The organism is Amycolatopsis sp. NPDC051372, assembly GCF_040682095.1.
Lineage (GTDB): Bacteria > Actinomycetota > Actinomycetes > Mycobacteriales > Pseudonocardiaceae > Amycolatopsis.
In genome coordinates this window covers 245,648-262,989 of sequence record NZ_JBFBAF010000001.1, presented here as the reverse complement: position 1 = coordinate 262,989, position 17,342 = coordinate 245,648, and the positions used below count along the sequence as shown (strand labels likewise).

At 65.5% G+C, this 17,342-nt stretch carries 22 protein-coding genes and 1 tRNA gene; 14 read left to right on the top strand and 9 right to left on the bottom strand.

The window, feature by feature from the left end; all coding sequences use genetic code 11:
• Positions 1 to 4 precede the first annotated feature (4 nt).
• On the bottom strand, positions 5 to 382 hold the full coding sequence (locus tag AB0M56_RS01240) for a nitroreductase family deazaflavin-dependent oxidoreductase (protein ID WP_364169598.1): 378 nt from the start codon (positions 380 to 382) through the stop codon (positions 5 to 7).
• Between the two features lie 114 nt (positions 383 to 496).
• Between AB0M56_RS01240 and AB0M56_RS01235 the strand changes: the two genes are divergently transcribed.
• The 5 genes from AB0M56_RS01235 to AB0M56_RS01215 all read left to right on the top strand — a co-directional run bounded on the left by AB0M56_RS01235 (position 497) and on the right by AB0M56_RS01215 (position 3,607).
• Positions 497 to 1,147, top strand: coding sequence for a hypothetical protein (locus AB0M56_RS01235; protein WP_220245211.1), 651 nt, complete (start codon positions 497 to 499; stop codon positions 1,145 to 1,147).
• A gap of 99 nt (positions 1,148 to 1,246) precedes the next feature.
• Positions 1,247 to 1,594 carry a YciI family protein gene (locus tag AB0M56_RS01230; protein WP_354865245.1) on the top strand — a complete coding sequence of 116 codons (348 nt, stop codon included), beginning with the start codon at positions 1,247 to 1,249 and terminating at the stop codon, positions 1,592 to 1,594.
• Positions 1,591 to 2,784, top strand: a complete 1,194-nt coding sequence (locus AB0M56_RS01225; RefSeq protein ID WP_364169593.1) for a sigma-70 family RNA polymerase sigma factor — start codon at positions 1,591 to 1,593, stop codon at positions 2,782 to 2,784. The genes AB0M56_RS01230 and AB0M56_RS01225 overlap by 4 nt, the downstream gene beginning before the upstream one ends.
• Before the next feature lie 119 nt (positions 2,785 to 2,903).
• The gene (locus tag AB0M56_RS01220; protein WP_364169590.1) at positions 2,904 to 3,296 is read left to right on the top strand and encodes a nuclear transport factor 2 family protein; all 393 of its coding nucleotides are present in this window, start codon (positions 2,904 to 2,906) and stop codon (positions 3,294 to 3,296) included.
• Positions 3,293 to 3,607 carry a hypothetical protein gene (locus tag AB0M56_RS01215; protein ID WP_364169588.1) on the top strand — a complete coding sequence of 105 codons (315 nt, stop codon included), beginning with the start codon at positions 3,293 to 3,295 and terminating at the stop codon, positions 3,605 to 3,607. Before AB0M56_RS01220 ends, AB0M56_RS01215 begins: the two co-directional genes overlap by 4 nt.
• Before the next feature lie 6 nt (positions 3,608 to 3,613).
• On the opposite strand, the gene AB0M56_RS01210 is transcribed toward AB0M56_RS01215, so the two are convergent.
• From AB0M56_RS01210 to AB0M56_RS01180, 7 genes are all read right to left on the bottom strand, one after another.
• Positions 3,614 to 3,889 (bottom strand): hypothetical protein, encoded by a 276-nt coding sequence (locus tag AB0M56_RS01210; protein WP_364169585.1) that lies wholly within the window; start codon positions 3,887 to 3,889, stop codon positions 3,614 to 3,616.
• Positions 3,890 to 3,904: 15 nt separating this feature from the next.
• Positions 3,905 to 4,405 carry a hypothetical protein gene (locus tag AB0M56_RS01205; RefSeq protein ID WP_364169582.1) on the bottom strand — a complete coding sequence of 167 codons (501 nt, stop codon included), beginning with the start codon at positions 4,403 to 4,405 and terminating at the stop codon, positions 3,905 to 3,907.
• Positions 4,406 to 4,928: 523 nt separating this feature from the next.
• Positions 4,929 to 5,234 (bottom strand): hypothetical protein, encoded by a 306-nt coding sequence (locus AB0M56_RS01200; protein WP_364169579.1) that lies wholly within the window; start codon positions 5,232 to 5,234, stop codon positions 4,929 to 4,931.
• A 365-nt stretch (positions 5,235 to 5,599) separates the two neighbouring features.
• Entirely contained in the window at positions 5,600 to 5,959 is a 360-nt protein-coding gene (locus tag AB0M56_RS01195; RefSeq protein ID WP_364169576.1) for a hypothetical protein, read from the bottom strand.
• A gap of 211 nt (positions 5,960 to 6,170) precedes the next feature.
• Positions 6,171 to 7,178, bottom strand: coding sequence for a hypothetical protein (locus AB0M56_RS01190; protein WP_364169573.1), 1,008 nt, complete (start codon positions 7,176 to 7,178; stop codon positions 6,171 to 6,173).
• Positions 7,179 to 7,725: 547 nt separating this feature from the next.
• Positions 7,726 to 8,388 (bottom strand): YdcF family protein, encoded by a 663-nt coding sequence (locus AB0M56_RS01185; RefSeq protein ID WP_364169570.1) that lies wholly within the window; start codon positions 8,386 to 8,388, stop codon positions 7,726 to 7,728.
• 15 nt (positions 8,389 to 8,403) lie between these two features.
• The gene (locus AB0M56_RS01180) at positions 8,404 to 9,171 is read right to left on the bottom strand and encodes a GntR family transcriptional regulator (protein WP_364169567.1); all 768 of its coding nucleotides are present in this window, start codon (positions 9,169 to 9,171) and stop codon (positions 8,404 to 8,406) included.
• A 183-nt stretch (positions 9,172 to 9,354) separates the two neighbouring features.
• Between AB0M56_RS01180 and AB0M56_RS01175 the strand changes: the two genes are divergently transcribed.
• From AB0M56_RS01175 to AB0M56_RS01140, 8 genes are all read left to right on the top strand, one after another.
• A complete protein-coding gene (locus AB0M56_RS01175) occupies positions 9,355 to 9,807 on the top strand; it encodes a hypothetical protein (protein WP_364169564.1) in 453 nt (150 codons plus the stop codon).
• A 276-nt stretch (positions 9,808 to 10,083) separates the two neighbouring features.
• Positions 10,084 to 10,332 (top strand): hypothetical protein, encoded by a 249-nt coding sequence (locus tag AB0M56_RS01170; protein ID WP_364169561.1) that lies wholly within the window; start codon positions 10,084 to 10,086, stop codon positions 10,330 to 10,332.
• A 4-nt stretch (positions 10,333 to 10,336) separates the two neighbouring features.
• Positions 10,337 to 10,564 (top strand): AMED_5909 family protein, encoded by a 228-nt coding sequence (locus AB0M56_RS01165; RefSeq protein ID WP_364169558.1) that lies wholly within the window; start codon positions 10,337 to 10,339, stop codon positions 10,562 to 10,564.
• A gap of 328 nt (positions 10,565 to 10,892) precedes the next feature.
• Entirely contained in the window at positions 10,893 to 12,437 is a 1,545-nt protein-coding gene (locus AB0M56_RS01160) for an FtsK/SpoIIIE domain-containing protein (RefSeq protein WP_364169555.1), read from the top strand.
• On the top strand, positions 12,434 to 12,820 hold the full coding sequence (locus AB0M56_RS01155; protein WP_364169552.1) for a hypothetical protein: 387 nt from the start codon (positions 12,434 to 12,436) through the stop codon (positions 12,818 to 12,820). Before AB0M56_RS01160 ends, AB0M56_RS01155 begins: the two co-directional genes overlap by 4 nt.
• Positions 12,820 to 14,412, top strand: coding sequence for a replication initiator (locus tag AB0M56_RS01150; RefSeq protein WP_364169549.1), 1,593 nt, complete (start codon positions 12,820 to 12,822; stop codon positions 14,410 to 14,412). Before AB0M56_RS01155 ends, AB0M56_RS01150 begins: the two co-directional genes overlap by 1 nt.
• A gap of 16 nt (positions 14,413 to 14,428) precedes the next feature.
• Positions 14,429 to 14,647: an excisionase family DNA-binding protein gene (locus AB0M56_RS01145; RefSeq protein WP_364169546.1), complete on the top strand. Its 219-nt coding sequence runs from the start codon at positions 14,429 to 14,431 to the stop codon at positions 14,645 to 14,647.
• A 1-nt stretch (position 14,648) separates the two neighbouring features.
• Positions 14,649 to 15,827 (top strand): tyrosine-type recombinase/integrase, encoded by a 1,179-nt coding sequence (locus AB0M56_RS01140; RefSeq protein WP_364169543.1) that lies wholly within the window; start codon positions 14,649 to 14,651, stop codon positions 15,825 to 15,827.
• 94 nt (positions 15,828 to 15,921) lie between these two features.
• Here the strand turns inward: AB0M56_RS01140 and AB0M56_RS01135 are convergent.
• Positions 15,922 to 15,992, bottom strand: a tRNA-Gly gene (locus AB0M56_RS01135).
• 119 nt (positions 15,993 to 16,111) lie between these two features.
• Here AB0M56_RS01135 and AB0M56_RS01130 point away from each other — a divergent pair.
• Entirely contained in the window at positions 16,112 to 17,308 is a 1,197-nt protein-coding gene (locus AB0M56_RS01130) for an oxygenase MpaB family protein (RefSeq protein ID WP_364170706.1), read from the top strand.
• The last annotated feature ends 34 nt before the right edge of the window (positions 17,309 to 17,342 follow it).

The window sequence follows — 17,342 nt, the reverse complement described above, 5'->3', positions numbered from 1 at the left end:
CCCCTCACTCCCGCCGCAGCAGCAGGAAGTCCTCGACCCCGACGAGCCCGAGGAACTGGCGCACCCCGGGCGGCATCGGACGGCGGGACCCATCATGCACGAGCTGTGGATCACCGACGCGCCATTTTCGGCCGCGCGTGACGATCTCCGCGTGGCCCGCGGCCAGCACGTTCTTGACCCAGTCGGTGTCGGGGCCGTAGGTGAGGGCGACGACGAAGCCGTCGTCGGTACGGAAGACGTTCAGCGGGGTGCGGAACTCCTTGCCCGACCGGCGGCCCTGGTGCACGACCATCCCGAAGCCGGGCAGCCACCCGACGAACGGTCCCGTGACGCGGTTGGTCACCACGCGGTTGAAGCGGGCGAGACGTTCTGGCAGCACCATGGGTCCAGCGTAATCCAACGTCCGTGGAATTAGCCCGTTTTCGGGCCGGTGCGAGGCCGTTTCGCACGTCTGGTGGGATGTTCGCGGACGCCGGCACGACGCGGGGAGAAGAACATGTCCAACGACTGGCCGCTGCGACAGGACCCTGAGTCGCCCGTGATCTTCGCGCGGGCGTTGCTGGAGGACCCCTCGCAGCTCGCGTTCGTGGTCCTCGACGATGACGACGACTGGTTCATCAGCGACGGCGCCGAGTTCGACGAGGACATGGACGTCAACCGCGAGCAGTTCGGCGCGGTCTCGCTGCGCGAAGCCGTGGAGCTGGTCCCGCAGCTCACGGCGCTGGCGTCGCTGCCAACGGGTATGGCGGCCGACTGGGACCCGGAGCGTTCGGCGTGGCTGCTGAGCTCCGTCGCCGACTCCGACGACGAGGCCGAGGACCGCGAGATCCGCGACGCGCGCATCGCCGCGTGGCAGCACCCAGGCTCGCCGGTAGACGAGGTGCAGTTGTCGACCGGGCTCACCGAGATCGTGACCGGTGGTGACGCGCCCGTTCGCGCCGTGCGCCAGGTGGTGCGCGAGGGTGACGGCACCTGGCTCTTCGTGGGCTTCGAGGTGCCCGAAGCCGAGGACTTCGAGGTCGAGGGCCTGGAGCTGGAGCACGTGGTGAGCCTGTACCCGGACGTCGTGAACGTGCTGCAGGCCGCGCCCGGCCAGGTCTTCGACCGCGCCGAGCCGGGTGCCGAGTGGGAGCTCGTCGAGGGCTGAAAGTTTTCCGCGGCGATTGTCCTGGCGCGGCGGGGGCCGTTCGTCCTTAGAGTGTTAGCCGGCGAACGGCGCCGGTCCGGACACTCATCAGGAGCAGCCATGCCCACCTATGCCGCGCTCATCTACTCCGCCGACGTGGACCCGACGCAGCCCGAAGCCGCGTCGATGATGAAGGACTACAACGAATTCGGTGCGGCGGCCGCCGCCGTCATCCGTGGCGGCAACGCCCTGTACCCGACCGCGACGGCCACCACCGTCCGCGTGAACGGCGGCAAGGGCGGCGACATCGTGACCAGCGACGGCCCGTACGCCGAGACGAAGGAAGCCCTCACCGGCTTCTACCTCATCGAATGCGCCGACCTCGACGAAGCCGTCAAGGTCGCCGCCCAGATCCCGGCCGCGTGGGACGGCGCCGTCGAGGTGCGCCCGATCGTCGAGTTCTCGTGACGGTCGCCGGTGACACGCTGGCGCGGCTCATCCGGGATGAGGGGACCCGGGTGCTCGCCACGCTCGTGCGGGTCATCGGCAGCGTGGACCTGGCCGAGGACGCGGTGCAGGACGCCGTCGTGCGGGCGCTCGAAACGTGGCCGCGCGACGGCGTCCCGGACAACCCGCGGGCCTGGCTGCTCGTGACGGCGCGGCGACGCGCCGTCGACGTGCTGCGCCGCGAGGCCAAGCGCGTCGGGAAGGAGGCGGACGCGATGCCGCTCGCCGACGAAGATCCGCCGCCTTCCGTGATCCGTGACGACTTGCTGCGCCTCGTGTTCACCTGCTGCCACCCGTGTCTGTCGGTGGACGCGCAGGTCGCTTTGTCGCTGCGGACGCTCGGCGGTTTGTCGACCGCCGAGGTCGCGCGCGGCCTGCGGCTGCCCGAGGCGACGGCGGCGAAGCGGCTGACGCGGGCGAAGCAGAAGATCGCGACGGCGGGGATCCCGTACCGCGTGCCGGCGGCGGAGGAGCTGCCTGAGCGGCTTTCCGGTGTGGCGGCGACCGTGTACCTGATCTTCAACGAGGGGTACGCGGGCGTGCGCGCTCCGCTGGTCGACGAGGCCGTGCGGCTGGCGCGGCTGCTCGCGTCGCTGATGCCGGACGAGCCGACGGTGCTGGGGCTGCTGGCCTTGCTGTTGCTGCACGACGCGCGCAGGTGCACGCGCGTCGCCGACGACGGGTTGCCCGTGCTGCTGGCCGATCAGGATCGTTCTTTGTGGGACGCCGCACTGATCCAGGAGGGCGTTTTGCTGGTGGGGCGTGCTTTGCGGCGGACGCCTTCCGTGCCCAATCCTTATGTGGTGGAAGCGGCGATCGCGGCTTGTCACGCCTTGGCGCCGACGTACGAGTCGACCAACTGGGACGCCGTGATCTCTTGGTATGACGTGCTTTTCACCGTCCGCCCGAGCCCGGTGGTGTCACTGAACCGCGCCGCCGCGATCGCCGAACGTGACGGCGCCGCCGTGGCCCTGCCCCTCGTGGACGCGCTGGACGGCCTGGCGGACTACCCCTGGTGGCACGCGACGCGCGCGGAACTCCTGCGCCGCTTGGGAAATCGCTCCGCGGCTCTGGCTGCTGTGGCCGGCGCCGAGGCGGCGGGCCTTGGTGCCGGCCACGTGGCCTTGCTGCGTCGCCGAGCAGGTGAATAGGTGAATAGGGCGGCCTTGACACGTTCGCGGCCCGGCGCGTTCGATGGTGACACGCCCTGCGGCCGGTGAACGCGCCCGCACCCAGGGCGCCCAACTTTCTTTGCTGAGGGGGCTCCACGATGGCCGAACACCCCAACGCGACACTCATCCGCCGCGGCTACGCGGCCTTCTCCGCCGGCGACGTCGCGGCCCTGTCCGAGCTCATCGCCGCCGACGCCGTGCAACACATGCCGGGCCACAACGTCTTTTCCGGCGACCACAAGGGCCGCGACGCGATCCTGTCGATGTACGGCGAGCTCGCCACCCGCAGCGACGGCACCCTCCGCGTGGCCCTCGAAGAGGTCTACGCGGACGACGACGAGGTCGTCACGGTCTACCACTCCACCGGCACCCGCGGCGACAAACACCTCGACACCCGCCACGCGCTGGTATTCAGAATGCGCGACGGCCAAGCGGTCGACCTGCTGGACGTCTCCCAGGACGAATCCTCCGACGACGCCTTCTGGGCGTGATCACCATGTCCGTGCTGATGCTCCTCCGCGTCCCCGGCAACGGCGCCCAGTTCGAGCAGGCCGCCGCCTCCGACCCCGACCGCATGTCAGCCATCATCGCCTCCGCCCGCGCCCACGGCCTGCAGTCCCACCACTTCTGGGCCGACGACAAGGACATCCTGGTCGTCGACGTCTGGCCGGACGAGGCGTCGTTCCAGGCTTTCTTCTCCTCCGAAAGCGACCGCATCGGCGCGCTGATGGCGGCGGCCGGCGTCACCACTCAGCCGCAGGTGACCTTCTACCGCAAGCTCGACGTCGGGGACGATGTGTGAGCCTGTCTATTGTGGATCGACCTTCTTGGTGAGCTCGATCCACGTTCCAACCCAGCCGCTGGAGACGGCGATTTCCTCCAGTGCGCCGGTGGGGAGGAAGAGTTCTTTGAGCCGTTGCTCGGCGCTGGGGTCGCCTTGGCGGATGCGGTCTTCGAGGTGTTCCAGCTCGGCGATGGCGTCGTCGGTGGAGCGGTAGCTGCTCCAGGACGTGTCGTGCTCGCCGGTGCGGAGGATGCGGATGAGGTCGTTGATGACTTCGCAGAGCTGCTCGCCATGCGTCATGGGTGGGATTATCCCTCAAGATTGGTGGCGGTGACCTGCGGTCGAGCATGTGTCGTGGGGTGCCTCTCTTGACCGGGGCTGACCGGGGCATGTGGTTGGGATGTTGCTGGAAAGTCCCGAGCGACTTGGGGCTGAGGAGATCGTCGAACGTGCCTGCCCTTCGATCTCAGAAGCGGTGCCGGGTTCCGAGGCAGAACCCGGGGTGTTGTCGTTCCAGTCGTCGTCCAGGCTCAGCTTCACCTGATGGTTGTGCGCGGCGTGCCAGATGACTCTGGCGGCGACGTGGGTACCGACGATGGGAAGTCCCATATGCCGCGGCATAGTGGTGATCTCGGCGAGTCCCACAGCATCGGGATGGTTGTCGATGCGGATGAATACCCCGAAGGGCTGCCTGCCGATGACCTGGCCGGTGATGTGGGTTCCGATCGGCAGGCCTTCGGTTGTTGCAGTCCAGGTGGTGCGCGCTCGCTCTGCAAGCTGCTGGTAGGGATCGTCGGGCCAGGAGTAGTCGTTCACTTGCCGAGTATGGCGGGCAGGACGGTCGCATGGACCGCACCAGGGCCGCCGGCCACTAGCTGGCGCCTTCGTCGAACACCGGCCGGAGAAGAAAGAGCGCGGAAATGGAGCCGCCGAGTGATGTTGCTGGGATGTTGTTGGAACAGTACGCAGAAAGCCAGAAGGGTGCTTCCCAATCTCGGGAAACACCCCGTCCGAGCTGCAAGAACAGTTCTTGGAGCGGATGACGGGAATCGAACCCGCGTATTCAGCTTGGGAACCAGGGTGATCATGGCCAATAGCTGGCCTGACCTGCGGCTCCGCCTGCCTGGCGCTGGCCCCTGTTGACCGTGGTTGACCGGCCTCAATGGCACGGCAATGGCACGCCGCCGCCTCACCCACTCCCCTCCCTTCACCCCGATATGAAGCCCGCACGCGGCCGGTGGTGCCGGGTCAAGGCACGCTTTCCCGCCTTGACGCGGTGTCGCCGGCCGTTGTCACGATCAGGCTTCGGGGTGGAACCCCGTGGGTAACGCTCGCTGGTCTACCTGTCTCCCAGCTTGCGGCTGAGGGTGTCCATGGCGTCGACCAGGTCAGCGGCGCCTCGGAGGGTGATGGTGTCGTCTTGCATGTATTTGAGCTGGTGGAAGACGGCCAACAGTCCCTCCGCGGTCGCGAGGCTGATCGGGTCGGCGGTACTCCTGCCCTGCTCGATGGCTTGGCGTGCGGCTGTGGCATGGGCTTCTGCGGTTACGCGGTCGGACGTCGGCATGAAGTCGACCTTGCCAGCGGGCCTGTCCGGCGTAACTAGGCCGATGAGCTGATCGTCGTCGGCGGGGGCGCGCTGCACGGTGCTACGTCGTCGGCGGGCTGCCCGGCGACCGGCGGCCGAAGCGGAGCGGCAGGCCGTCCGTGTCGCGGTCGGGCGAGCCCGCCGTACGCGTGGTGACGTGCGCGCCGCCGCTGGCGGCGCCTTGATCCCATAGAGCCAAGTTCGGCAAGGAGATTCGTCTAAATACACTCGGGCCAGCACCGATGGAGACCATTTGAATGCGGGGGAATCGGCCTCGCCGTGTCCGCCTTGAGCGGACCGTTAACGGTGCATTCTCGCGCGCCGATCGCGGCCGTTGTAGACCTTCGAGACTAAGTTCCTCTTACGCGATTTTAGACTATTCCGAAGAACTGTGTGCGAATTGAACAGGTTGCGATTTTTCTCTATGTCGTAGCGGTAGGCGTGGTGGGGCTAGTTGGCTGCACGAATCTAGTGCCCGACCAGAAGATTGCAGTTAAACTAACAAGGTTACGAATATCCTTGCGGATGACGGCAAAATCGCTGAAGTAGTCGGCTCCGTCTTTCCTTTTTCCTTCAATGTGAAGAACGGTTGTAGCTTGACCGTTTATCGTATATGAATCTGCGCTGATCAATTTTGGTTCAGTTGGACCTGGAGTCTGATTGGATTGAGCGGCGTCTTCAAGCTGAATGAGACAGTTCTGCTCGCTTGCGGCGACCGTCTTGCAGAGGCGAGAGAAATCGCCCGACCCTGCAAGACGGGCCGCTTCGTGGAGCAGTTGCACCGCTTCAGACTCCGATATGGATATGTTCCTGTAGTCACTTGCGGTTTTCGAACTGCAGGATGTAGCCAATGCACACGCAATGCCGCCGATGCCAATCCAACGTCGGATACTCGCGACGCATTTGCGCTGCATCGGCACCTCTCCTGTCAATTCGGCTTTATGGCACACCGTGCGCTTTGATCATATCACACCGGTTAGCAGGCAGAATAAATTACTGAGTGTCTTCGCATGGATCACCGAGCGGCCCTGGGCGGCAAATTTCTACTGAAGTCGATATCCGCGGATCGCCGCTAACTCCTACGGTTTCGGGAACAGTAAACGAGATTGCCATTTCGGTGGAGCGATTCTTGCCGGAAGCCCGGCCGCTCCACCAGGACTTAAAGTACACATCCGGGTTGTGCTTATCAATTTTTATGGTGTCGCATGCGGGGAAGCTCCATGAACCGGTAATTGCACCAATAGTAATAGCATATCCAAAGGTGCCACACGTTCCGATTTGGGCGTCAGCTCGTGGCGCCCAGTCGACCCAAGCAGCGTTCGGCGTGGTAATAAGATCCTGGACTCCGCATTCGGTCAGTGTGACCTTGCCGGTGGCCTCTGGCGTAGTACTACACGTCGACCACATCCTGTACATATAGTTTCCGCGCCCATTAGTTGGTGGCAACCAACCCAAAACATGACAGGAGTCCGCCCATGCGAGGTCTTCATCTAGGCCGAAAAACTTCATATAGGCCCGTGACCAGCACTCCGTTGGAAACCAATTCGGTTCTGCCTGCGTGCTCGCCGGCTTCAGTTTTTTGGCTGAATTAATCTCCTGCAAACTCGGAGGTTTGACGTTAAACGTGGGGCCAGCGAAAGTGTTAGGGTCGGCTGCCGCTGGGCTCTTTTTCGGCGCCGCGCTTTGTCCGGCCGAATTATACTTTTTCGCAATCTCAGAATCTGGCCTCGGCAATATAGAGATTCCAGTGCTGTCAGCCTGGACTTGGTACTCGGATTGGTCGATGTTGATATTGTATCTTTCTTTCATTCGCTGTGCAAAGTCCGATATTGCGTGACTTTGCTGCGAATTTGACGTAAACTCCCGGACTTTTTGCTCAGTGCCGTAACGACCTTCGGCGTTTGCAACTTGCGCAAACGATGCTAATAGCAATCCGGCGATCGTCGAGACGGCAAGCGTTCGACTTGTGCGCACTAAAGTTACCTTCCTGGTGCTATTCAATTGATCGAATAGAAAATTGCTGACCTATTCGTTAAATGTCAAGAGTTGAGCCCAGGGAAAAAGTCGAAGGCTTTCACTAATGTTGTGCAACAGAAATGACGCGCGGCATGCGGTCATGCAAAGCCCTCCCCTGGCTGCTGATGACCACCAGAGACTGTCATGTTAGAGGTGGCTTACACCTCCGCCGAACGAGTGATCTTGGTGCGGTTTGCTGTTATCGGTGATGTGCCGTTGAGTGGGATATATCTTGTGGCTAGGTGCTTCGCACTGAGCACCGTCGGTGCCTGTAATCGTTCAAGGGACCAAGGATGGGGCTTGAGGTCGGGCTGTTTGACACTTGTCAGCGCTATAGTGCTGTCGCTTGAAGTCGGTAGCTGGACGAGTCTCGAACAGTCAGTCGGTCCCGCGGGTAGAATTATTCGGTGCGAGTCTCTTTATGTGTTCGAGTACTCAAATCGTAGTCGTTACAAGGGTGATGTTATGTACAGATCAGACCGTGATCTTGAAATTGCAGACATGAAAATTGATGATGGACCATCAGCAGGCTTTAGATTAAGCGCTTGTCGAATCCCGATGCGATCAAGTGCTGATATGCACTCTTCACTGCTTCAGGAAAATCTTGCTCAATGGAAAACCCTCGATGAGGATAGAGATCTATACGCTGAGTATCACCAACGAGCATGTTTATGACGCGGCCCACGTCGCCGATGCTCTCAATATAGTCATCAAGCGGTAACGGTCGGGATGCACAGATTACGGCAACCTCGGGCCAGAGCTTCCTGCACGTCGCGTATGCCCGGCGCTGCTGGTACGGCCGCGAGATCAGCATGACCGACTTGACCGGGATCCGCTGCGCCTCTAGCAGCTGCCGGCTGAGGGTGATGTTGTTCCCCGTGTTCCGTGCCTCCGGCTCGACCAGGATCGCGTCATCCGGAACCCCTAGTTCCAACGCGTGCTCCCGGTAGTGGACAGCCTCCCCGCGTGGGAACCGCTCGACGGTTGTCGGTGCGTTGGCCCCGGTGAAGACGATCCGCGGGAAGTACCCCTGCTGGTACAGCTCCGCCGCGTAGGTGGCGACGCCGAGATCGTGGCTTCCCAGGCCGATCCCGACGTCCGTGGGCCGGAGTTCGTGGTGCATGTCGTGGTAGTCCCAGAGCGTTTGGACGTCGGCGCGGAGGTTGTCCGGCAGGGTGGTCGAGCGCTCGGTCATGCGGGGACTCCGGAGTCAGTCGGGGAGCTTGAACGTATAGGACCAGGAGAAACGGCTGGCAGCGTGGATGCCACGGGCAAACTCGACGACGCGGCCGTCTGCGGTGAACGTGCGCCGCTGCAACACCATGACGGGCTCGCCGGCCGGAAGCTCCAGCGTCTCGATCTCGTCGGGCGTGGGCATGCGTGAGTAGAAGGTCTCGCTGATCGTGTCGGGTTCGAGCCCCTGGAGCGTGAGGACCAGGAAGCCACCACCTCGACCGGCCGGCCCCGGGGTGTCGTCGACGAGGCGAGTGCCCTCGACGTCTTCCGGGCGGTAGTAGCTGGAGAGGGTGTGGGTGGGGTGGCCGGCGTCCTTGACTAGGCGCGCGCGCTCGTAGACGAGTGAGCCGACGTCGACACCCAGGGCCTCGGCGATCTCCTTGTCGGCTTCGACCTTCGAAACGGTCTGGGTCTGGTCGGTGGGCTTCCACTCGCGGCCGGACGCCTCGCGGTCGGCGATGAACGCCACCGTGTCGCCGTACTTCCACTTGCTCTTGGCGTAGCGGTCGGTGCCGAGGCGCTTCATGGGTGGGCGCGCGCGGACGACGGTGCCGCGCCGGCGGATCGGCGTCACCAGCCCTTCGGCCTCCAGGACGCCGACGGCTTTGCGGACCGTGTTGACGTTGACGCCGTACTCCTCGGCGAGCTCCTCTTGCTTCGGCAGCGTCGAGTCCGGGGCGTAGTCGCCCCGCTGGATCGCGTCGCGCAGGCTCGCGGCCAGGTCGCGGTACCCAGTGCCCACGTGGTCCTCCTCTGTCGGTCGATAACGCTAGCGGTATCGGCTCATCATGGTCTACTGAGCGTGTTAGAGATAGTTCTATTGACAAGTTGATCGTCGCAGACTCTAATAGAACTACCTCTAACGGGGTGAGTGGTCCCGCAGGGACCCCAGAGACCAGATGTGACGACAGAAGGGGCATCCACGATGGCGATCAGCAAGGGACACCGGTTCGCGATCGAGTTCGACGAGGCTTTCCCGCTCGGCCTGGTGCTGGTCGGCGAGGTCGCGCCGGACAACGAGTACCAGTCGCGGGAGGACCGGGCGGCGGGTCGGCCAGCTCGCCAGCGCGTTGACGAGACCACGGGCAAGCGGCAGTGGAAGGCGACGGTCACCGACCCGAACGAGACCAACTCCAAGCGCGCGTCGTTCGATGTGACGTTCTTGGCCGACGTTCAGCCGGTGCCGACGACGTCCGAGGCTCTGCCGGGCATGCGGCCGATCGAGTTGGAAGGGCTCACCGCCGAACCCCGCGTGGCCGGGAACGGCGAGTTCAAGTACCAGTCCTACGCCTTCCGCGCGACGGGCTTCAAGGCCTCTGCCAGCTCGGTGAAGCCGGCACGCAACGCCTCGACTGAGTCGGCGCAGAAGGCGGCGTGATGAAGCGGGTCCCCGCCGGGGTCGACTTGGTGCAGGCGTGGGAACACGCCTACCGCCGGTACGGCGTTGCGTCGGAGTTCGCGGCTCGGGTGGGCCGGGGAGACCACGGTGGGGCTTCCGCGATGGCGGACGCGTCGTGGTCAGTCGCTTCGGCCTGGCGGGCGCTCGCAGACAACCGGGACGACTTGGAGTGGTGGCTTCTCGCAGCAGTGGAGTCCGCCGCCGAGGCGTTCGAGGACCAGGCACGGTATTGGCAGCAAGAGAAAGGACGCGAGGGTGGCGTTCAACGCGACCTGGACCCCGGGCGCGGAGGCGGTCGCCGGGATGCACCAGCTTGGTTCGACGTCGGTCCCGGGACTGGTGCTGTACCTCGACCCGGACAGTTTGGCGATCGCCCCACCGGCGGATCCGGCGCTGTGGCCGAGGTTCGTGGAGTTCCTTCGCCAGCTCCGCGACGGGGCGGAGCAGCTGGCTGTAGTGGTCGAGGCTCGGGCCGGGGTGGTGCGTGATGGCGACGACGACTGAACCCATGACACTCCAGGCCGCGCACAACGCGGCAATCGAGCGACGTCCGCCCTCCAACGCGAATCTCACCGCGTGGGTGGCGTTCCACCAGAGCAATGCCCGGATGTACCGCGCCGTCGCGGACGTCGATCGGTGGCATCACCACGAGGCCATGTACTGGGTCGGGTACGAGGAACGAAAGGCGGGTGAGGTGTCGGCTCGGATCCAGGCGGAGAAGCCGCGGGCCGAGTAGTCCCGTGTAGACGAACAAAAGTCAACAGATTCAGGAAAAACGCGCGTGTTGACGTGCGGTGATCAACCACGCCCTCATGCGGCGGACGAGAAACGTAAGGCGCAGAAGCGGAAACCGGCTACCAACCATGCCGCTCCTGCGCTGTCCACAACCAGCGGAAGTGAACAATGACAACGCTAAACGATGACAAACGGCGCGTGTCAACGGGGGTCACCCGGACGCGTTGCTGCTCCTGCAAGCGATTCGCGAAGCTGCTTCCCGGCGAAACGAAGTGCGCCGCCTGCTCGGGAATGCTCTCCTTGGACCTCAGGTCGCGGGGTGGTCGCTGATGTCGGCCGGGTTCGTGCTCGTGGCAATGGCGGCGCTCGGCGTCGGTGTGTGGGTGCTGCACAAGGTCGGCCGTGCGTTGGCGTCGGTGGCGGAAGCCCTGGCGGCGGCTGCGGTGGCCTTCATCGCGCTCTGGTGGGTGTGCAAGGCCGTCGTCTGGGCGCTCGCGCAGCTCGTGAAGCGGTGGCGGACCAGCCTCGCCGTGGTGGCGGTGCTCGCGTGGTGTGCGGTGTTGGGCTGGGTCTCGCTTGCTGCGGTGCTTGGTGGTGTCGCGCTTGCACTTGGTGCCTGGTGGTTGATCGATGCGGTGTCGTTCGATCAGTGGTGCTGGCGGTTCCTGCGCTCGTGGTGGGCGCGGTGGTGGATGTACAACCGCAAGCTTCCGGCGTGGCTGCACGCCTGCGGCCTGTCGGTACGTGACGGCTCGTTGCCGGTCGTAGTGGATGTCAACCTCCTCGGACGTAAGGCCAGTCGCTCGACGTCTCCGGCCGCAACGCGGATTCCCAAGGTCCGCAGGGTTCGGTCGGGTGCCTCGTGGGATGAGGTGCGGGTGGAGCTCGTAGCCGGCCAGAAGCCGGAGGACTTCGACGAGGCTGCCCGGGCATTGGCGGTGGCGCGGAAGGTCGCGCGGTGCCAGGTGCGGGAGGTTGCGCCGAACGTCGTCTCCATCGATTTCCAGCGTCACGACCGGCTGGCCTCACTCGTGCACTGCCCGCCGCTGCCTGAGGGTGTCGAGGCCGGCGGGGTTGATCTGCGCAACGTGTGGGCTGGGCGCACGGAGTACGGGAAGGCCTGGCGCGTCCCGCTGCTCGGCTCTGGGGCGCACACGCTCACGGCTGGTGCGTCGGGCGCGGGCAAGAACTCCGTCATGTGGTGCCCACTCGTCGCGGCGGCCTCTGCCATCCGCTCCGGCGTCGTCCGCATGTCCGGCATCGACCCCAAGGGGATGGAGCTGGCCTACGGACGCGGCATCTTCTCCCGCTACGCCGTGAGCGGCAAGGACGCGTTGGAGGTCCTAGACGGTCTGGTGGACGAGATGGAGTCGCGCAAGCAGGCCTTCGCAGGTCGGATGCGGATGATCCCGGTGTCGACCGAGTACCCGTTGGAGCTGCTGGAATTCGACGAGATCGGGGCGTTGACGAAGTACACCGACCGCAAAACCCGAGACGCCATCGTGGAACGCGTCGCTCTGCTGACCACCCAAGGTCGGGCGTTGGGCATATCGGTCCGCGGCTACGTGCAGGAACCGACCAAGGACACGGTTCCGGTGCGGGAGCTGTTCACCCGGCGCGTGTGCCTGCGGGTGACCTCGAAGACTCACGTGGGCATGGTCCTCGGGGACGGCGCGTATGAGCGGGGTGCCTGGGCCAACCGCATCGGCGATTCCGAGGCCGGCGTCGGCTACGTCTGGGGCGAGGGCATCCGCGAACCCCTGCGGGTCCGTGCCGGCTGGGTGTCGGACGAGACGGTCAAGGCACTGGAGGAGTACGTCACCAACGGCGGTCGTGCAGATCTGGGCGCCCGTGGGATGGGGGTGGCTGCATGAACCGGCTGATGGTCTTCCTCGATGCGGTCCGCGACCACTTGGACTTGCACCATTTGCCGCCGGTGGCGTCGGTGACCGTCACCGCCTGGTCCGATCCGCTCGTCGTCCAGCTCGACGTGACCGACCTGTCGGGGGTCGCGGCCGGCCTCCTGCGGTGGGTTTCGACGCTCGACGAGGTGGCGGCCACGATCTGGCGACCTCGTTCAAGCGGCCGGGTCCACCTCGTCATCAACGGTCGGACTCCGTGCGGCGTCCCGGTGCAGGTCTACGGCGGGGTGCGGTTCGACGAGGTGACGTTCCCGGATCTGCCGGAAGGCGTTCGCCAAGACATGCCCGTTTTCGTCCTTCGGGGCTGGGCCGATGCCGGGGAGGTGGCTGCCTGATGGCCGAGACTCGTGCGGAGCGGATGCGCCAACCCATCGCGGCGGACGTCATCAAGGCGGCGGCCGAGAAGCACGGCGTCTGTGTTCGACCCTTCACGATGGAAGTCGGCGACAAGGAAACCGGGGAGCTGCAATACGTTCCTATCCCGTGTGGATCCACTGTGGAATCGGTGTGTCTGCCATGCGCACGAAAGGCCAAGGCGCTTCGGCAGGTTCAGTGCCGCGAGGGCTGGCACATGACCGAAGAACCCGACCTCACAGCAGAGGACCCCACCGAAGACCAGACGGAGCTACTGACGTACCGCGCCGATCTCGTCGCGGCCTACCGGGAGGTGGTCGACCGCGATCCGGCCGAGGCGGAGGAGGTGCGGGCCGAGGTCGCCGGAGTGGATGAAGAACTTCGGCAACTCGGCGTCCGGGGCCGGCTGCCCGCCCTCGACCTGCCAGGGAAGAAACCGATGAAGCGCTCGACCAGGCGTCGCCAGGACGCGCCCAACCTGCCTCGGAAGAAGGTCGCTAAGACCACCGTAGGCAGGGAGTTCGCGGGCAAGTTCCGGCCGTCGATGTTCGTCACGCTCACCTGCGACACCTACGGCCGGGTGCGCGCGGACGCCACACCCGTTGACCCGTCGACGTACGACTACCGCCGGGCAGCCCGGGATGCCGTGCACTTCTCCGCGCTGGTCGACCGGTGGTGGCAGAACCTCCGCCGGGTCGTGGGCTGGGACGTGCAGTACTTCGCCACGGTCGAGCCGCAGAAGCGGACAGCGCCGCACTTGCACACGGCGCTCCGCGGTTCGATCTCGCACGAGACCATCCGCATGGTCACGGAGGCGACGTATCACCAGGTCTGGTGGCCCAACCACGACGAGCTCGTCTATACCGACCGCGTGCCCAGCTGGGACGGGCCGGAGCGTGGCTTTGTCGATCCGGAGACACGGCGACCACTGACGACCTGGGATGACGCCGTGGAGGACGTCGAGGAACCCGCGCACGTGGTGACGTTTGGGCGTCAGGTGCACTCCAAGGGCATCCTTGGCGGCACCGAAGAGGCCGGCCGTCACATCGGCTACCTGACGAAGTACCTCACCAAGTCCACCGGTGAGGTTGTCGAGGCCAACGGCGCAGCACAGATCGCTCACCACGACCGGCTTCACGCGGAGCTGGCCATCACCCCGTGCTCGCCGCGCTGCGCCGTCTGGCTCCTCTACGGCGTCCAACCCAAGGGCGCCAACAGCAAGACAACACCAGGACACTGCAAGGGACGCGCTCACCGCCGGACCACCCTCGGCCTTCCGGGGCGCCGCGTGCTGGTGTCGCGGAAGTGGTCGGGCAAGACGCTCGTGGACCACAAGGCCGATCGCAGGGCGTTCGTGAAGCAGGCTCTCGCGGTCGTCGGGATCGAGAAGCCGGAACCCGATCCGGCCCGGCTGGTGTGGCGCAAGGTCGAATCCACCGACGCCCACGTCCCGCCTCGGGATCACCTCGTCATGCGCGCCATCGCCGAGCGGATCACGTGGAAGGCCGAATATGACCGGGCCCTACTCGCGGCGGGACCGCCAGAAACTTCGGCAACTCGGCACGTGGCCTGATCAGGAGGGGGGACGGATGGAAACCAAGTATCTGACGGTCGATGAGGCAGCCGAGTACCTGAACACCGGCGTCCGGTTCGTGCGACGGCTGATCGCGGAACGACGGATCGCCTTTCACAAGGCCGGCGCGCACGTGCGGCTGGCGGTGCCTGACCTGGAGGAGTTCATGCAATTGGGACGCGTCGAGCCGATCACCCGCGCTTCGGTTCGCCGAGATCTCGGAAGGGCGGCCTGAAATGGCGAACAAACACGGCCACCGAGGATTCGGAAGTGTTCGGCAACTGCCGTCAGGTCGCTGGCAGGCTCGATATCCCGGGCCGGACGGCATCACGAGGACGGCGCCCAACACCTTCGGGACGAAGCGGACGACGGAACGTTGGCTGTCCGAGGTCGAAACGCAGATCGCGCACGGCGACTGGATCGACCCGGAACGGGCGAAGCGCAAGCTCCGCGACTACGCGGACCAGTGGATCACTGAGCGGCCGGGACTGCGCCCGCGCACGGTCGAACTGTACAAGTGGTTGCTGCGCAAGCACATTGATCCCGGTCTTGGTGGGGTCGAGTTGGGCAAGCTCTCCCCGGCTCTGGTGAGGCAGTGGCGGTCGGACCGGCTGTTGGCGGGCGTCTCACAGTCGGTGACGGCCAAGTCGTACCGCCTGTTGCGCGCGATTCTGAACACGGCGGTGGATGAAGACAAGATTCTCATGCGCAACCCATGCCGCGTTCGGGGCGCTGACCGGGAGAACCCAGACGAACGGCCGGTGCTCACGGTGCCGCAAGTGTTCGACTTGGCCGGTCGCATGCCGGAGCGGTTCCGTGCGCTGGTGCTACTCGCTGCGTTCGGTTCGCTGCGCTGGGGTGAGGTGACCGCCCTGCGTCGGTGCGACGTCGCCGAGGACGCGGCGTGGGTTCTGGTGTCCCGGGCGATGGTCGAGGTTCCTGGCCGTGGGCTCGTCGTCGGGCCGCCCAAGTCGCGGGCGGGTGTGCGCACGGTGATCATTCCAGCGGCCGTCCGGCCTGACCTGGTTCAGCACCTCGACACCTGGGTCAAGCCGCCGCAGGACGCGCTGCTTTTCACGGGGGAACGAGCCGGCCATGCGGTCCGCCGTCCGAACTTCAGTCAGCGGACCCGGTGGACGGAGGTCGTCGAGAAGATGGGGCTTAAGGGACTGCACTTCCACGACCTGCGGCACGCCGGGAACATCTGGGCGTCCAAGGCCGGCACCTCGACCAAGGACTTGATGGCGCGGATGGGTCACGACGACATGCGGGCTGCGCTGATCTATCAACGGGCGACCAGCGACGCCGACCAGCAGATCGCGGACCGGCTGTCCAAGCTCGTCGACCGGCACCGCAAGGGCATCGAGCCGGAAGACGACGAGGGTGAGGACGGCCTACCGGTTCCGGTCGGCTAATGGCACATTAATGGCACGCGAGAAATGCCACCGAGACAAAACGAAAGCCCCAGGTCCACAGTAGACATCGTGTGACCTGGGGCTTTCGCAAGAGAGCGGATGACGGGAATCGAACCCGCGTATTCAGCTTGGGAAGCTGATGTTCTACCATTGAACTACATCCGCAGTGCCCCGCCAGCTTACACGGGGGCGTGGTCGGTGTGTCCAGTGGGGCGTGGGTTGACGGCGCCGGGGGCAAGTGACAACACTTGTTGTCGGACGGGGTGGCGGCGCCGGAGGTGGATGTGGTGGACGACCCGGTGTTGTTCCGGCAGGGCGGGTTTCGACTGGTCGCGCGGTTGCGCGGGGTCGAGGGGCTGCGAGCCGGGGACGAGCAGGTGCAGCGGCTGAGGGAGTTCGCGCAGCGGCAGGACGCGCCGGCGGATGCGTTGGTGGAGTGGTTCGGGCGGGATGCCGGGAATCGGGCGCGGTTCGAGCGGGCGTTGGTGCATGGGGGCGGCCAGGAAAGCAGCCCTGAGCTGCGGGAGTTCATGGCGGCGGTCGAGGCGACGCCGTATTGGGTGGATCGGGCGAGGCTGGAGCGTGGGGCGCGGGCGATCACGCGCGCGGGGTTGCTGGGGCTGTTTCCGCTGGGCGACATGTCGTTGATGGGCGGATATCTGGCGTCGCGGGCGACGAAGGCGTTGGTGGGGACCGGGGAGATCGAGAACCGGGCTCCGAAGCGGCTGGTGGAGACGGCCGCGTGGTGGATCGACGTCACCACGCCCGGGGCGATGGACCGGACCGCGGCCGGGTTCCGGGCGGCGGTGCGGATCCGCGTGGTGCACGCGCACGTGCGGCGGGCGATGAACCAGCGCGAGGACTGGGACTACGAGCAGTGGGACCGGCCCGTCAACCAGGTCCAGACCGCGGGCACGTTGCTGCTGTTCTCGCTGGTCTACGTCTTCGGCACGCAGCTGCTCGGCCTCCGCTACACCGAACGCGAGCGCGCGGACATCCTGCACCTGTGGCGCTACATCGGCTGGCTGATGGGCGTCGGCGAGGAACTCCTCCCCGCCGACGAGGGCGACGCCTGGCGCCTGCTCTGGCTCCTCGCCGCGACCGAGTTCATCCCCGACGACGACTCGAAACGCCTGGCCAAGGCCCTCGTCGAGAGCCACGCCGCGATCGGCGAGGGGCGCGGGGCGGCGGGCAAGGTGCTGGCGCACGTGAACGTCTCGGTGCACTCCGCGATCAGCCGGCTGGTGCTCGGCAAGGAGAACGCCGATTTCCTGGAGCTGCCCGACGACCCGGTCGCCCAGGCAGCTGTCGTGGCGGTGGCCGGGGTGAACTTCGCGGCGGAGACCGCCCGGCGGTTCATCCCGGGAGCCACGGCGCTGCAGGAGCTGCTCGGCGGGCTGGGGCGTCGGCGGTATCTGAAGCGGGTGCACGAGGTGTTCAAGGCGGATACGTCGTATGGGAGCGATGAGCGCGCTGCCTGAGTTCAGTTACCGTCCGAACCGGAACAGTTATCAT

Excerpts from the sequence above, each read along its gene's own strand:
- AB0M56_RS01145 (WP_364169546.1), top strand. The coding sequence starts at position 14,429 with ATGGAAACCAAGTATCTGACGGTCGATGAGGCAGCCGAGTACCTGAAC.
- AB0M56_RS01140 (WP_364169543.1), top strand. The coding sequence starts at position 14,649 with ATGGCGAACAAACACGGCCACCGAGGATTCGGAAGTGTTCGGCAACTG.
- AB0M56_RS01185 (WP_364169570.1), bottom strand. The coding sequence starts at position 8,388 with ATGACCGAGCGCTCGACCACCCTGCCGGACAACCTCCGCGCCGACGTC.
- AB0M56_RS01160 (WP_364169555.1), top strand. The coding sequence starts at position 10,893 with ATGTCGGCCGGGTTCGTGCTCGTGGCAATGGCGGCGCTCGGCGTCGGT.
- AB0M56_RS01165 (WP_364169558.1), top strand. The coding sequence starts at position 10,337 with ATGACACTCCAGGCCGCGCACAACGCGGCAATCGAGCGACGTCCGCCC.
- AB0M56_RS01150 (WP_364169549.1), top strand. The coding sequence starts at position 12,820 with ATGGCCGAGACTCGTGCGGAGCGGATGCGCCAACCCATCGCGGCGGAC.
- AB0M56_RS01220 (WP_364169590.1), top strand. The coding sequence starts at position 2,904 with ATGGCCGAACACCCCAACGCGACACTCATCCGCCGCGGCTACGCGGCC.
- AB0M56_RS01240 (WP_364169598.1), bottom strand. The coding sequence starts at position 382 with ATGGTGCTGCCAGAACGTCTCGCCCGCTTCAACCGCGTGGTGACCAAC.
- AB0M56_RS01155 (WP_364169552.1), top strand. The coding sequence starts at position 12,434 with ATGAACCGGCTGATGGTCTTCCTCGATGCGGTCCGCGACCACTTGGAC.
- AB0M56_RS01230 (WP_354865245.1), top strand. The coding sequence starts at position 1,247 with ATGCCCACCTATGCCGCGCTCATCTACTCCGCCGACGTGGACCCGACG.
- AB0M56_RS01175 (WP_364169564.1), top strand. The coding sequence starts at position 9,355 with ATGGCGATCAGCAAGGGACACCGGTTCGCGATCGAGTTCGACGAGGCT.
- AB0M56_RS01210 (WP_364169585.1), bottom strand. The coding sequence starts at position 3,889 with ATGACGCATGGCGAGCAGCTCTGCGAAGTCATCAACGACCTCATCCGC.
- AB0M56_RS01235 (WP_220245211.1), top strand. The coding sequence starts at position 497 with ATGTCCAACGACTGGCCGCTGCGACAGGACCCTGAGTCGCCCGTGATC.